The sequence below is a fragment of the Brevundimonas sp. genome (assembly GCF_965279155.1).
Classification (GTDB): domain Bacteria; phylum Pseudomonadota; class Alphaproteobacteria; order Caulobacterales; family Caulobacteraceae; genus Brevundimonas.
The window spans coordinates 1,285,855-1,300,039 of the sequence record NZ_OZ257138.1; the positions used below are offsets into that span (position 1 = coordinate 1,285,855).

Below are 14,185 nucleotides of genomic sequence, written 5' to 3' on the forward strand. Positions count from 1 at the left end.
GGACCTCCATGCGTATGTCAAAGACCCTCTGCCTCGCCAGCGTCGCCGCCCTGGCCCTCGCCTCGGCCGCTTCAGCCCAGTCAGTAGCCCCTAATTCCGTTGCGCCGGGCGCACCGGGCGCCCCACCCGTCTGGTCCAGCGCCGCAAAGACTGGCGCCGGCGCGTCTTATGAAGCCTATGTGGATGGCCAATATCGCGACGGCGGCCCGACCGGGGCGGTGTCCAAGGTCTGGTTTTCCATCGCCGACGGCGTCCTGACCGAGACCATGTACGGCCTGATCCATGAGGCGCAGATCAAGGCCCTGCGTTTTGCCGGCGTGACCCATGACGGTCTAATCGTCGAGGGCGACGACACCACCAGCCGCACCGAATACCTGCATGTCGATGTTCAGGGTCGCCCGCTGTCGCCCGCCTATCGCGTCCTGACCCAGGACAAGAACGGCCGCTTCGAGATCGAGAAACAGATCTTCACCGACCCCGACCGCAACGCCCTGGTGCTGCGCGTCACCATCAAGGCGTTGAAGGGCGAGGTGACGCCCTATCTGATGCTGGAGCCGCACATCGCCAACACCGGGATCGATGACCGGGGGGAGGTTGCGCGCGACGGCTTCCACGCCTGGGAAGGCGACACCCACCTGTTCCTCAAGCCCAGCGAGGCCTTCGAGAAGGCCAGTGTCGGCTTCGTCGGCGCCTCCGATGGTTTGACGGATCTGAAGGACGGCAAGCTGGACTGGGTCTACGCCTCGACGGGCGATCAGGCCGGCAACACCATGATGACCGGCGCCCTGCCGCACATGGGTGAAAGCGCGATCCTGACCCGCGACTTCGTCATCGGCTTCGGCGCCAGCGAGGCCGAGGCCCGCGCCGCTGCGGACGGCGCATTCGCGACAGGCCTGGACGAGGTTCTGGCCCGCTTCAACGGCGAGGGCGAGCGCGCCGGTTGGGAGGACTATGTCGCCTCCTTGACCGAACTGCCGCGCATCGCCGAACAGTCGACCGACGGCGGCAAGCTGGCCTATGCCTCGGCCCTGATGCTGAAGGTTCAGGAAGACCGCACCCACGCCGGCGCCCTGATCGCCTCCCTGTCCAACCCCTGGGGCGACACGGTGGACGCGTCGAAATCCTCGACCGGCTACAAGGCCGTCTGGCCGCGCGACTTCTATCAGGTGGCCATGGCCCTGGCGGCCCTGGGCGACAAGGAAACGCCGCTGGCGGCCTTCAACTATCTGCCCCAGGTCCAGGTCGGCGCGAACACGCCGGGCAACACCGGCGTCGGCGGCTGGTTCCTGCAAAAGACCCACGTCGATGGCGAACTGGAATGGGTCGCGGTCCAGTTGGACCAGACGGCCATGCCGATCATGCTGGGCTACCGTCTGTGGAAGATGGGCTGGCTGTCGGACGCCCAGATGACCGAACACTATCAGTCCATGTTGAAACCGGCCGCCGATTTCCTGGTGGACGGCGGCAAGATCGGCCTGTTGTGGAACGACTCCGAGATCAAGCCGCCCTTTACCCAGCAGGAACGCTGGGAAGAGCAGCAGGGCTATTCGCCGTCCAGCACCGCCGCCGTGGTCGCCGGCCTGACGGTCGCCGCCGAAATGGCGCGCGCCTCGGGCGACGCCGCCGGCGCGACGCGCTACCAGATCGCGGCCGACAGCTATGCGTCCAAGATCGAAGACCGGATGTTCACCACCAACGGCGACTTCGGCGACGGCCGCTATTTCATCCGCATCACCCAGAACGAGAACCCGAACGACAAGGCCCCGATCGGCGCCGCCAACGGCCAGATCGCCCCGGCCGAAGACCGGGTCGTGGACGGCGGCTTCCTGGAACTGGTCCGCTATGGCGTGCGCAAGGCCGACGATCCGCACATCCTGTCCACCCTGCCCGTCTATGACGACCAGTCGCTGGAGCCGCTGTATCGCGTTCGCTACGACTTCGGTCCCGAAGGCGACAAGACGCCGGGCTGGCGGCGTTACGGCGTCGATGGCTATGGCGAGGATCATCTGACCGGCGCCAACTATGGCGTCGGCGGCGAAATGAGCGCTGGTCAGCGCGGCCGGGTCTGGCCCTTCTTCACAGGTGAGCGCGGTCACTATGAGTTGGCCCGCGTCAGCGTGAACGGCGCCCCCTCGGCCGCCGACATCGCCGCTATCCGCCAGACCTATGTGCGCGGCATGGAGCGGTTCGCCAACGACGGCCTGATGCTGGCCGAACAGGTCTGGGACGGCGTGGGCGATCCGACCACCAGGGATTACGCCTTGGGTCAGAACACGGACTCGGCCACGCCCCTGGCCTGGACCCATGCGGAGTATCTGAAGCTGCTGCGGTCGCTGGCCGACGGCAAGGTCTGGGACAGCTACGATCCCGTCCACGACCGGTACGCCCGCTGAACGAAAAAGGCCCCGGAGATCGCTCTCCGGGGCCTTTCTCTTTTAAGTCGGCCGCTGGATCAGAAGGCGAGTTTGATGGCGCCCACGATCCGGTCTTCGGCGCCCGGCACGCCATCGACGTCGGTGTCATAGTAGCGGACGTCCAGACTCAGTTTGTCGGTCAGGGCATAGCCCACGCCGGCGTTCCAGGTGGTGTAGTCGTCGGTGACGTTCAGCCACTGCTTGCCGACGGCGCCCGAGACCGTCCACTTGTCGGCCGGGCTGAAGGCGGCGTTGACCTCGGCGTAGGTTGCTTCGTCGTCGATGCCGAAGAAGTCGGGCGAGTAATAGACGGCGGCGCCGAAAGTGGCGGGTCCAACGGCGCGCGAGGCCGCAGCCTTGAACTCGGCATAGTTATAGTCGGCGCCGTCCGGCTCTCCGACGTAGAGGTAGCCGATCACGCCGAAGTCCAGCGCGAAACCGCCGGCCTCGGTGCGATAGCCGCCGTACAGATCGACTTCCGCATCGGTGTCGTCGCCAAAATCGACGTTCGAGGCCCAGGCGCCGCCGTAGAAGCTGCCCGACGTCACATCGACGCCGCCCTGGATGGCGGGATCCTCGCCGGTCTGGCTGAAGCCGCGGAACACATAGTCGCTGACGACGCCGACGTTCCAGGCGACATCGACGGTGCTCTGGGCCGAGGCTGGCGCGGCGAGGCCGATCAGACCCATGGCGAGCGTTGCGGCGGCGGCCGCACGGATGGTGGTCTTCTTCATAGTCTATCCCCTTGTTGTGCTTGTTCTGTTCGAGGTCGGAAAAGTCGGGCGCGGGGTTCGGGAGCCGCGCCCGATTTCCGTCAGTGTTCCAGCGCTTCGCCGTGAAGCGAGGTGTCCAGACCGGCGGCTTCTTCCGCCTCGCTCACGCGCAGGCCCGTGGTGAACTTGCAGATGAACAGGATGATCAGGGTGCCGACGGCGCTGTAGACGATGGTCCACAACAGGCCCAGCGCCTGGGCGCCGACGTTGGCGCCTTCCGACAGGCTGTTGATCGCGGTCGTGGCGAACACGCCGGTCAGCAGGGCGCCGATCAGGCCGCCCGCGCCGTGGATGCCGAAGGCGTCCAGGCTGTCGTCGTAGCGCAGCAGCTTCTTGATCCACACCGACGAGGCATAGCAAACGGGACCGGCGATCAGGCCGATGATGACCGCGCCCTTGGGATCGACGAAGCCGGCCGCCGGCGTGATGGCGACCAGACCTGCGACGACGCCCGACAGCATGCCGACCAGGGAGACCTTCTTCTTCTCGATATATTCGACGATCTTCCAGGTCAGGGCGCCGGCTGCGGCGGCCAGGATGGTGTTCAGCAGCGCCACGCCCATCAGGTCGTTGGCGGCGCCCGCCGAACCGGCGTTGAAGCCGATCCAGCCGACCAGCAGCAGCGAGGCGCCGATCATGGTCAGGACGGGATTGTGCGCCAGGATCGGCTCGATGCCATAGCCTTTGCGACGACCCAGGAAGATGGCGCAGACCAGACCCGCGACACCCGAGTTGACGTGAACGACGGCGCCGCCTGCGAAGTCCAGTACGCCGGCAGAGCCCAGGAAACCGCCGCCCCAGACCCAGTGGCAGATGGGCGCATAGACCAGCAGCGACCACAGGGCGGTGAACAGCAGAAGCGCCGAATATTTCATCCGCTCGGCGAAGGCGCCGGTCACCAGCGCAGGCGTGATGATGGCGAAGGTCATCTGGAAGGAGATGAACAGAAACTCGGGAATGCCCGGCAGCAGGGCGTTGGCGGTTTGCAGCGACACGCCGTTCAGGAACAGCATGTCCAGGCTGCCGATATAGGGCTGAAGCCCCGCATTGCCGTTGGCGCCGAAGGCCAGGCTGTAACCGGCGATGAACCACACCAGCGACACCACGGCGAAGACGCCGACGGACTGGGTGATGGTGGCGATGACGTTCTTCTTGCGCACCATGCCGCCGTAGAACAGCGCCAGACCAGGGAGGGTCATCAGCAGAACCAGGGCGGTGGATGTGCCCAGCCACGACGTGCCGGCGCTATCCAGTTCAAGCACAGCCTGATGGCCCAGCAGAGCCGGCGCGGCGTCCTGCGCATTGGCCGCTCCTGCGGCCATCAGACAGAGTGTTGGAAGAAGGAGCCCTGCGGCCCCCACAAGTCGGTTCGTTGTCCGCGACATGAGCTAGTACCCCCTATGCAATCTCGCAGTTGCGAAGGTTTTACTGCAATCGCGAAACACGCAAGGAGATTCACCGCAGGCGGTGCAACTTTCTTGCAACGGTCGCACATTAAAAAGCATGAGGCGCATGAACCGTGCAGTTCATGCGCCTCAAGGATCAGTTTCGTGTCTTCACAGCCAAGGTTGAGAGGCAGGAAATTCGCCGGTCGTTTGGGCTCTTTTCCGCCTGACGCGCCTTAAGCCCAATGCATTTGCACCCGATGCGCCGCCGCCCAGTGGATGGCGCGAATGGCGTCGATGACGGCCTCGGTCGCCGCCCGCGTGCCCAACGCCCCGCCCAGATCGGCGGTGACGGCGCCGGCCGCCAGCACGGCGGCGACGGCGGCCTCAATCGAATCGGCCTCGTCTTCCAGCTTCAGGCTGTGCCGCAGCAACAGGGCCGCCGACAATATGGTTCCGACCGGGTTGGCCAGGTCCTGACCGGCGATGTCCGGCGCCGAACCATGGATCGGCTCAAACAGGCCCGGACCGCCCGCGCCCAGCGAGGCCGACGGCAGCAGGCCGATGGATCCGCCCAGCACCGAGATCTCGTCCGACAGAATGTCGCCGAACATGTTCTCGGTCAGAATGACGTCGTATTCGCGCGGCTTCCTGATCAGGTGCATGGCCATGGAGTCGACCAGGGCATGCTCCAGCTCGATCTCGGGAAACTCCTCGGCGTGGATGCGGGTGACCACCTCACGCCACAGACGGCTGGTCTCCATGACATTGGCCTTGTCGACCGAGGTCACCTTGCCGCGACGCTGGCGCGCGGTCTGGAAGGCGGCGCGGGTGACGCGCTCGATCTCGGGCACCGTATATTCGCACAGGTCGGTGGCGCGGTCGGCTGTGCGGGTCTTCTCGCCGAAATAAACCCCGCCGGTCAGTTCACGGAAGACGATGAGATCGACGCCCTCGACGATCTCCTTCTTCAGCGGCGAGCGATGCGCCAGCACCGGCGAGACCTGCAAAGGACGCAGGTTGGCGAACAGGCCCATGGCCTTGCGGATCGCCAGCAGGCCTTCCTCGGGCCGACGCTTGCCCCCGTCCCATTTCGGCCCGCCGACGGCGCCCAGCAGCACGGCGTCGGAGGCGACGCAGGCCGCGCGCGTGGCCTCTGGCAAAGGCTCGCCCGTTTCGTCGATGGCCGCGCCGCCGATCAGGTGTTCGGAGAACTGGAAATCATGGCTATAGAAGTCGCCGATGACGGCCAGCACATCGCGCGCGGCGCGCGTCACCTCGGGTCCGACGCCGTCGCCGGGCAGCAAAACGATGTTGTAGGTCTTGGGGGCGGCGTGGGTCATCAGACGGTCTCTCTCGATCGCTCGTAGGCTTCGATCTCGGGCATGTTTGCTTGCAGCCAGCCCAGGGTGTCCACCCCGTCCAGCAGGCATTGTCGGGCGAAGGATTCGACCCCGAACGACACGGGTTCGGCATTGCCGCGCTGGATCTGGTTCGACTGGAGGTCGATCGTGACCGGCTGGTCCGGCTGCGACGCCAGATCGTCCCAGACCGCCTGGCTGACGACGATGGGCAGCAGGCCGTTTTTCAATGCGTTCGATGTAAAAATGTCAGCGATTTCGGTCGAGATCACCGCCTTGAACCCATAGTCCAGTAGGGCCCAGGGCGCGTGTTCGCGTGATGATCCGCAGGCGAAATTCCTGCCCGCCAGCAGGATGCGATGCTCGGCCGGATCGATCCGGTTCAGGATCGCCTCGGGCTTTTCCGAACCGTCTTCCTCATAGCGCCAGTCGTGGAAGGCGGCCTTGCCCAGCCCGTCTCGCGTCGTCGTGGTAAGGAAGCGCGCCGGAATGATCTGGTCGGTGTCGATATTGGCCTGGCTCAAGATCACGGTCTTGGAGGTCAGCACCTGGAACGGTTCAGACATTTTGCGCTCCTACCGTCTCGCGCGCGGCGCTCGACTGCTTGAGGGCAACCACCTCGTTCAGATAGACGCGGGGATCGGTCAGCACGCCGGCCACCGCCGTCGCCGCCGCCGTCGCCGGGCTGGCCAGGATGGTGCGCGCGTCCTTGCCCTGCCGGCCTTCGAAATTGCGGTTCGAAGTGGATACAGCAAGTTGCCCTGGCGCGACGAAATCGCCGTTCATGGCGATACACATCGAACAGCCGGGAATACGCCATTCGGCCCCAGCGGCGATGAAGATCTGATCCAGGCCTTCCGCCTCGGCGTCGCGACGCACGGCCTCGGACCCCGGCACCACCAGCATGCGCAGGCCCGGCTTGACCTTGCGACCACGCAGCACGTCGGCGGCGGCGCGCAGATCGGGCAGGCGGCCATTGGTGCAGGAGCCGATGAAGACCACGTCCACCGGACGGCTGGTCGTCGCTTCCCCGGCCGTGAAGCCCATATAGGCGATGGCCTTGCGGTCGCTGTCCGACTGCGGCTGCGGCACCGGCGAGCCGATGGGCGCGCCGGCGTCCGGGGTCGTGCCCCAGGTCGCCATCGGCTGGATGGCCGCGCCGTCGATAACGACTTCCTTGTCGAACACCGCGCCCGGATCGCTGGACAGTTTCAGCCATTCGGCCGTCGCCGCCTCATAGTCGGCAGGCACATGCTTGCGGCCGCGCAGCCAGTCGATGGTCGTCTGGTCCGGTGCGATCATGCCTGCGCGGGTGCCGGCTTCGATGGACATGTTGCACAGGGTCATCCGCCCTTCCATGTCCAGCGAACGCACGGCTTCGCCGGCATATTCGATGACGTATCCGGTGCCGCCGCCGAAGCCGATGGCGGCGATGACGGCCAGGGCGACATCCTTGCCCGAAACGCCGGGCTGCAGTTCGCCGTCCACCGTCACCCGCATGGCCTTGGCCTTGCGTTGCAACAGGCACTGGGTCGCCAGCACATGACCGACTTCCGAAGTGCCGATGCCGAAGGCCAGGGCTCCGAACGCGCCGTGGGTGGCCGTATGGCTGTCGCCGCAGACCACGGTCATCCCTGGCTGGGTCAGGCCCAGTTCCGGCCCCATCACATGGACCACGCCACGGTCGTCGGAGTCCCAGCCCGCCAGCGGTACGCCGTGGGCGGCGCAGTTCTTCTCCAGCCGATGCACCTGGGCCTCGGCCTGGGCGGTGACATAGGGTTTCAGCCCGTTCAGACCCGCCGGCAGGGTCGGGGTCGAATGGTCCAGGGTCGCATAGGTCCGGTCGGGGCGGCGCACCTTCAGGCCGCGCGCCTCGATCTCGCTGAAGGCCTGCGGGCTGGTGACCTCGTGGACCAAGTGCAGGTCGATATACAGCACCCCCGGCGTGTCGGCCGTTTCCGACCGCACGACATGGGCGTCCCAGACCTTGTCGAACAGGGTTTTGGGATCAGGCATACTGGGCCACGACCTCGGACACGCCATCGACACGGTCGATGATGGCGATCAGTTCCGCATCGTTGATCTCGCCGATCTGGTCCGCACGCTGCTTGAAACCCACGACTACAGCCGCCAGACGTTCGCCTTCGATGGGCCGGCCGATGGTCTCGGCGCGCTTGGCGATGGCGTGGCGGCCCGAATGCTTGCCCAGCACGAACCAGCTGCCCTCGAAGCCCACGTCCTGGGGACGCATGATCTCATAGGTGCGGCTGTCGGCCAGCATGCCGTGCTGGTGGATGCCGGCCTCGTGGGCGAAGGCGTTGATGCCCACCACCGACTTGTTGCGGGCGATGACCGTCTCGGTGATCTCGCACAAAATCTTGGAGGCGCGCACCAGGTGGCGGCTGTCGGCGCCGGTCGTGACGCCGTAGCGGTCCTCGCGGACCTTCAGGGCCATGATGACTTCTTCAATGGAGGCATTGCCGGCGCGTTCGCCGATGCCGTTGATCGCGCCCTCGACCTGACGCGCGCCTCCCTCAATGGCGGCCAGGGAGTTGGCGACCGCCATGCCCAGGTCGTCATGGCAGTGGGCCGAGAAGATCACGTGCGGATGGCGTTTATGAATGCGCGCGGCCAGGGCCGCAAACCGCTCGCGCACCTCTTGCGGCGTCGCATAGCCGACGGTGTCGGGCACGTTCAGGGTGCGCGCGCCGGCGTCGGCGGCGGCTTCCATCACGTCGGCCAGAAACTCCGGCTCTGTGCGGAAGGCGTCCTCGGCCGAGAACTCGACGTCGTCGAACAGGCTGCGGGCGTATTCGACCGAACGCACCGCGGTCGACAGCACCTCGTTGGTGGACATCTTCAGTTTGGCGGAGCGGTGGATCGGGCTGGTGCCAATGAAGGTGTGGCAACGGCGATGCGACTTCGGCGCTGGCTCCAGCGCGCGGAAACTGGCGTCGATATCCCTTTCATTAGCGCGCGACAGGGAGCAGAAGACCGGCCCCTCGACCTCGCCCGCCACGCGGCGGATGCAGTCTTCGTCGCCCGGCGAGGCGGCGGCGAAGCCGGCCTCGATAACGTCGACGCCCAGGTCGCGCAGGACCTGGGCCATCTTCACCTTCGCCTGGGCGCTCATTGAGAAGCCCGGCGCCTGTTCCCCGTCCCGCATCGTCGTGTCGAAAATGATGACGCGGTTGGGATCGGCTGCGATCTGTTCGGTGCGCGATACTCGCACCTCTTCGGGGGTAATCATTACGCGGCCTCGGATTGAATAATGTCGTTGCTGATGCGGCGAACGCCGAACAGCCGGTCGATCTGGCGACCCAGGTTGTCCATGCAGCGACCGGCGTCGCGGCCGCGCACGGTCAGGGCGATCTTGCGGAACGCGCCTTCGTCGGCCATCGCCATGCCGTCGATGTGGAAGCCCCGACGCTCCACCAGGCCGATGAGACGCTGAAGCGAACCGTCTGCACGGTCGATCTGGATGTGGATCGTGTCGCTCATCTCAGGAGCCCTCCATCATTTCAGCATTGCTCTTGCCCGGCGGAACCAGCGGCCAGACATTGTCTCGGGGATCGATGACCACATGGGCCAGGCAGGGGCCGTCGGCGGCCAGCAGGCGCTGGATGCCATCGGACACCTGATCGCGACGATCGATGCGGAATGCCTCGATGCCGAAGGCTTCGGCGACCTTCACGAAGTCCGGGTTGTCGGACAGGTCGATCTCGGAATAGTTCTCGGCGAAGAACAGCTCCTGCCACTGGCGCACCAGGCCCAGCGAGGAGTTGTCGATCAGCACGATCTTCAACGGGATGCCGTAACGCTTCAGCGTCGCCAGCTCCTGGATGTTCATCATGAAGCCGCCGTCGCCGGCGATGGTGACGACCGTCGCCGACGGATCGGCCAGCTTGGCGCCGATGCCGGCGGGCAGACCGAAGCCCATGGCCCCCAGACCGCCCGAGGTGATGTGCGATTCCGGGCGGGCGAAGCGGCAGTGCATGGCCGCCCACATCTGGTGCTGGCCCACGTCGCAGGCGGCGACGAAATCATCGCCGGCCGCTTCCGAGATTTCCTTCAGCAGGGCCGGGGCATAGACCCCTTCGCCCGGCGCGTCATAGCGGTGCGCCCCTGCCTCGGTCGCCCGAGAGCAGTCGTCGGCCCAGGCCTGGATATCCAGCGCCGCGCCCGCGCGCATCCGCTGTGTCAGGGCTTCTACCCCTTCAGGCAGTTCACCGACGACGGCGACATTGGCCGCGCGCAGCTTGCCGACCTCCGAGGCGTCGATGTCGAAATGGACGATACGGGCGTTGGGGGCGAACTCGGCCAGCTTGCCCGTGGCGCGGTCGTCGAACCGGGCGCCGACGACGATCAGCAGATCGCTGTCCTGCACCGCATGGTTGGCGGCGCGCGTACCGTGCATGCCCAGCATGCCCAGCATGCCCGCCGCGTCGGTCGGGATGGTGCCCAGGGCGTTCAGGGTCGAGACCTGAGGGATGCCGGTCGCGGCGACGAAGGCGCGCAGGGCCTCGGTCGCGCCGCCGATCTTCACGCCCCCGCCGATATAGACCAGCGGCTTCTTGGCCGCCCGGATCGCGGCCTCGGCGGCGGCGATGGCGTCGTGATCGACGCGTGGCGTCTCGTTGGGAATGTGGAAGCCATAGTCTTCGCTGGTCGTGGCGAACTGCACGTCCTTGGGCAGATCGACCAGGACCGGACCGGGGCGACCCGACCGGGCGATGTAAAAGGCTTCCTCGATCGCGGCCGGAACCTCGGCGGCCGAACGGACCAGGATCGAGTGTTTCACGATCGGCAGGGTGACGCCCAGGATGTCGATTTCCTGAAAGGCGTCGGTGCCCATCAGGCCCTGGGCGACATTGCCGGTGATGCAGACCATCGGCACGGAATCCATCATCGCATTGGCGATGCCGGTGACCAGGTTGGTGGCGCCGGGACCCGAGGTGGCGATGCAGACCCCGACCCGGCCGCTCTTTCTTGCATAGGCGTCGGCGGAGAAGGCCGCGCCCTGCTCGTGGCGGACCAGAATATGCTTCAGCTTGGATCCGGCCAGGGCGTCATAGACCGGCATGATGGCGCCGCCCGGATAACCGAACACCACCTCCACGCCCAGCCGCTCCAGGGTGGAGACCAGCAGGCGCGCGCCCGACTGGGGAGCGGCCTCGGCTGAGGTTTTGAAAGCGGCGGCGGTCATCAGGGTCATCCGGTCTTTAATGCTGGGCTCAGGCCGCTTCGGACTTGGGCGTGTTCAGCCAGGCCATGCGTTCGCGCAGCCGCGCGCCGACCTGTTCGATCTGGCTTTCGCGGTCCGCCTTCAGCCAGGCTTCGTACTGCGGCTTGCCGGCCTCGTTCTCGGCGATCCAGTTGCGCGCGAAGGTGCCGTCCTGGATCTCGTCCAGGATGGTCTTCATGCGGGCCTTGGTCTCTTCGTTGACCACGCGGGGGCCGCTGGCGACGGCGCCGTATTTGGCCGTCTCCGAGATGAAGTGGTGCATCTTCGAGATGCCGCCCTCGTAGAACAGGTCCACGATCAGCTTCAGCTCGTGCAGGCATTCGAAATAGGCGATCTCGGGCTGGTATCCCGCCTCGACCAGGGTGTTGAACCCTTGAATGACCAGTTCCTTGGCGCCGCCGCACAGAACGGCCTGTTCGCCGAACAGATCGGTCTCGGTCTCTTCGCGGAAGGTGGTTTCCAGCAGGCCGCCAGTCGCGCCGCCATTGCCCTTGGCATAGCCCATGGCCCGGTCGCGCGCCTTGCCGGTGACGTCCTTCTCGATGGCGAACAGGCTGGGCACGCCGCGACCGCGCTGGAACTCGCGGCGGACCAGATCGCCCGGTCCCTTGGGCGCGACCAGGATCACGTCCATATCTGCGCGCGGCGTGATGCGCTCGTAAATGATCGAGAAGCCGTGCGCGAACAGCAGGGCCGAGCCCTCCTTGGCGTTCGGCTCGATGATGTCGCGATAGACGTCGCCCTGGACCATGTCCGGGGTCAGGATGGCGATGATGTCCGCGCCCTTGACGGCCTCGGCCGGCTCGGCGGTCGCGACGCCGTCCTCGGTGGCGTGTTTCCAGCCCGTGCCGCCGTGACGGACGCCGGCGACCACGTCATGGCCGCTGTCTTTCAGGTTCTGGGCGTGGGCGCGGCCTTGCGAGCCATAGCCGATGATGGCGATGCGCTGGCCGGCGATGGCGCCGGGGCGGATGTCTTCGTTGGTGTAGATGGTGATGGCCATGGGTCAGGCGTCCTGAGCAGCGTTGGTTTTGTGGCTTGCCGGGACTTGGGCCGGCGGCGGGTTGGGAATGGTGACGGCGCCCTGGGCCGCAGAGGAGACCGAGGCGCGGTATTTGGCGAAAACACCTCGCGCCGGGCGGACTACGTGGGGCGTAAAGCCCGCCCGGCGCGTCGCCAGATCGACATTGACGTCGATGCGGCGGTTGGTGACGTCGATGGTGATGCGGTCACCATCGCGAATGAGAGCAATCGGGCCGCCGACGGCGGCTTCCGGCGAAACGTGTCCAGCGACGAAGCCGTAGCTGGCGCCCGAGAAACGGCCGTCGGTCAGCAGGGCGACATTGTCGATCTTGCGGCCCTTCAGGGCGGCGGTGACCTGCAGCATTTCGCGCATGCCGGGACCGCCCTTGGGCCCTTCGTAGCGGATGATGATGACGTCGCCCTCGCCGACCGATCCGTCCTGAACGGCGTGGAAGGCGTCTTCCTCGCTGTCGAAGACGCAGGCCGGACCTTCGAACGTATCGACCTTGTGGCCCGTCAGCTTGATGACCGCGCCTTCGGGGGCGACGTCGCCATAGATGACGGCGTAGCTGCCGCGCGCCATGACGGGGGCGTCGAAGCTGGTCACGACCACCTGGCCCGGCGTCTCTTCGGCTTCGGCCGCCTCGGCGAACAGGCTGCGGCCGGTGACGGTGGGGGTGTTCACGATCTTACCGGCCTCGGCCATCCGCTGGGTGACCAGGCGGGTGCCGCCGGCGGCGAACAGGTGCGAGGCCAGGAAGCGGCCGCCTGGCTTCAGGTCGCAGATGACCGGCGCCTCGACGCAGGCCTGGTGGCAGTCCTCAACACCGAAATCGACGCCGGCTTCCGCCGCGATGGCCGTCAGGTGCATGACCGCATTGGTCGATCCGCCCGAGGCCGAGACGGCGACGGCGGCGTTCTTCAGGCTGGCGCGGGTGATGTATTTGCGGGCCGTGTCGCCGGAGAAGACGCGCTCGACGATGATCCGGCCGCACCGCTCGCCTTCGGCCGCCTTGTTCGGATCGACGGCGGGCACATCGTTGGCGCCCATCGGCGAGATGCCCATGACCGACAGGGCCATGGCCATGGTGTTGGCCGTGAACTGACCGCCGCAGGCGCCGGCGCCGGGGCAGACGGCTTGCTCGACCGCCTTCAGACCGGCGTCGTCCAAGGCGCCCGCCGAATGGGCGCCGATGGCCTCAAAGACTTCTTGGACCGAGACCTCCTTGGTCCCGATCACGCCGGGCATGATGGTGCCGCCATAATAGACCAGGCCGGGGATATCCATCCGCGCCAGGGCCATGGCCGCCGCCGGGATCGTCTTGTCGCAGCCGACGATGCAGACCACGCCGTCCAGCTGATGGCCCTCGATGGCCAGTTCGATCGAGTCGGCGACGACCTCGCGGCTGATCAGCGAAGCCTTCATGCCCGCCGTGCCCATCGAGATGCCGTCGGTGACGACGATGGTGTTGAAATCGACCGGATAACCGCCCGCCGCGACGATGCCGGCGCGCACGTCCTTGGCCAGCCGGTCCAGGTGCATGTTGCACGGCGTGACCGTCGACCAGGTGTTGACGATGCCGATCATCGGCTTGTCGAAGTCGGCGTCCTGCATGCCGGCGGCGCGCAGATATGAGCGGGCGGCGGCCCGGCTCGGGCCAGCCGTCACCGCCGCGCTGCGCGCATTGGGCTTTCTGGGCTGTGAGGTAGAATCTTGCGTCATCGGTCCGGTTCTTTTGGAACCGCCAAGCACGAAAAACCCCGCTTCCTTTCGGGAGCGGGGTGGTGCGAGGCGATCCTGAGTGCGTTTAGGTCAGGTCGCGTGCATCCACGCCGCTTGCGTAAGCAGGCCGAGAAGTACGAGGGTAATGAGGAATACAGGGCTTTCCAGGCCGACAGGCGCGCGAACGGCCGCCACCGCCTTCGCGGTTCGCCCCTTCATCATGTCGCGCGTCATCGTGGCCACGGGTGGCTCCCTGTTCTG

General features: G+C 66.4%; 12 protein-coding genes. 1 reads left to right on the forward strand and 11 read right to left on the reverse strand.

Annotated elements, in window-relative coordinates; translation table 11 throughout:
• The first annotated feature begins 8 nt into the window (after window positions 1-8).
• Window positions 9-2,393: a glucan 1,4-alpha-glucosidase gene (locus ACQY72_RS06090; protein ID WP_428156352.1), complete on the forward strand. Its 2,385-nt coding sequence runs from the start codon at window positions 9-11 to the stop codon at window positions 2,391-2,393.
• A 59-nt stretch (window positions 2,394-2,452) separates the two neighbouring features.
• Here the strand turns inward: ACQY72_RS06090 and ACQY72_RS06095 are convergent, their stop codons facing one another.
• From ACQY72_RS06095 to ACQY72_RS06145, 11 genes are all read right to left on the reverse strand, one after another.
• Window positions 2,453-3,148 (reverse strand): TorF family putative porin, encoded by a 696-nt coding sequence (locus ACQY72_RS06095; RefSeq protein ID WP_428156353.1) that lies wholly within the window; start codon window positions 3,146-3,148, stop codon window positions 2,453-2,455.
• A gap of 80 nt (window positions 3,149-3,228) precedes the next feature.
• Window positions 3,229-4,572, reverse strand: a complete 1,344-nt coding sequence (locus tag ACQY72_RS06100; protein ID WP_428156354.1) for an ammonium transporter — start codon at window positions 4,570-4,572, stop codon at window positions 3,229-3,231.
• 236 nt (window positions 4,573-4,808) lie between these two features.
• A complete protein-coding gene (gene leuB / locus ACQY72_RS06105; RefSeq protein WP_426023824.1) occupies window positions 4,809-5,915 on the reverse strand; it encodes a 3-isopropylmalate dehydrogenase in 1,107 nt (368 codons plus the stop codon).
• Complete coding sequence (gene leuD, locus ACQY72_RS06110; RefSeq protein ID WP_428156355.1) at window positions 5,915-6,499, reverse strand: 3-isopropylmalate dehydratase small subunit; 585 nt, start codon at window positions 6,497-6,499, stop codon at window positions 5,915-5,917. Before leuD ends, leuB begins: the two co-directional genes overlap by 1 nt.
• Window positions 6,492-7,949: a 3-isopropylmalate dehydratase large subunit gene (gene leuC / locus ACQY72_RS06115; protein ID WP_428156356.1), complete on the reverse strand. Its 1,458-nt coding sequence runs from the start codon at window positions 7,947-7,949 to the stop codon at window positions 6,492-6,494. Before leuC ends, leuD begins: the two co-directional genes overlap by 8 nt.
• Window positions 7,942-9,183 (reverse strand): 2-isopropylmalate synthase, encoded by a 1,242-nt coding sequence (locus ACQY72_RS06120; RefSeq protein ID WP_428156357.1) that lies wholly within the window; start codon window positions 9,181-9,183, stop codon window positions 7,942-7,944. The genes leuC and ACQY72_RS06120 overlap by 8 nt, the downstream gene beginning before the upstream one ends.
• Window positions 9,183-9,434 carry an ACT domain-containing protein gene (locus ACQY72_RS06125; RefSeq protein ID WP_428156358.1) on the reverse strand — a complete coding sequence of 84 codons (252 nt, stop codon included), beginning with the start codon at window positions 9,432-9,434 and terminating at the stop codon, window positions 9,183-9,185. Before ACQY72_RS06125 ends, ACQY72_RS06120 begins: the two co-directional genes overlap by 1 nt.
• 1 nt (window position 9,435) lies before the next feature.
• Complete coding sequence (gene ilvG / locus ACQY72_RS06130; protein WP_428156359.1) at window positions 9,436-11,148, reverse strand: acetolactate synthase 2 catalytic subunit; 1,713 nt, start codon at window positions 11,146-11,148, stop codon at window positions 9,436-9,438.
• Window positions 11,149-11,167: 19 nt separating this feature from the next.
• Window positions 11,168-12,181 (reverse strand): ketol-acid reductoisomerase, encoded by a 1,014-nt coding sequence (gene ilvC, locus ACQY72_RS06135; protein ID WP_428156360.1) that lies wholly within the window; start codon window positions 12,179-12,181, stop codon window positions 11,168-11,170.
• Between the two features lie 3 nt (window positions 12,182-12,184).
• Complete coding sequence (locus tag ACQY72_RS06140) at window positions 12,185-13,924, reverse strand: dihydroxy-acid dehydratase (protein WP_428156361.1); 1,740 nt, start codon at window positions 13,922-13,924, stop codon at window positions 12,185-12,187.
• Between the two features lie 90 nt (window positions 13,925-14,014).
• On the reverse strand, window positions 14,015-14,167 hold the full coding sequence (locus ACQY72_RS06145) for a hypothetical protein (RefSeq protein ID WP_157076419.1): 153 nt from the start codon (window positions 14,165-14,167) through the stop codon (window positions 14,015-14,017).
• Window positions 14,168-14,185: the final 18 nt, after the last annotated feature.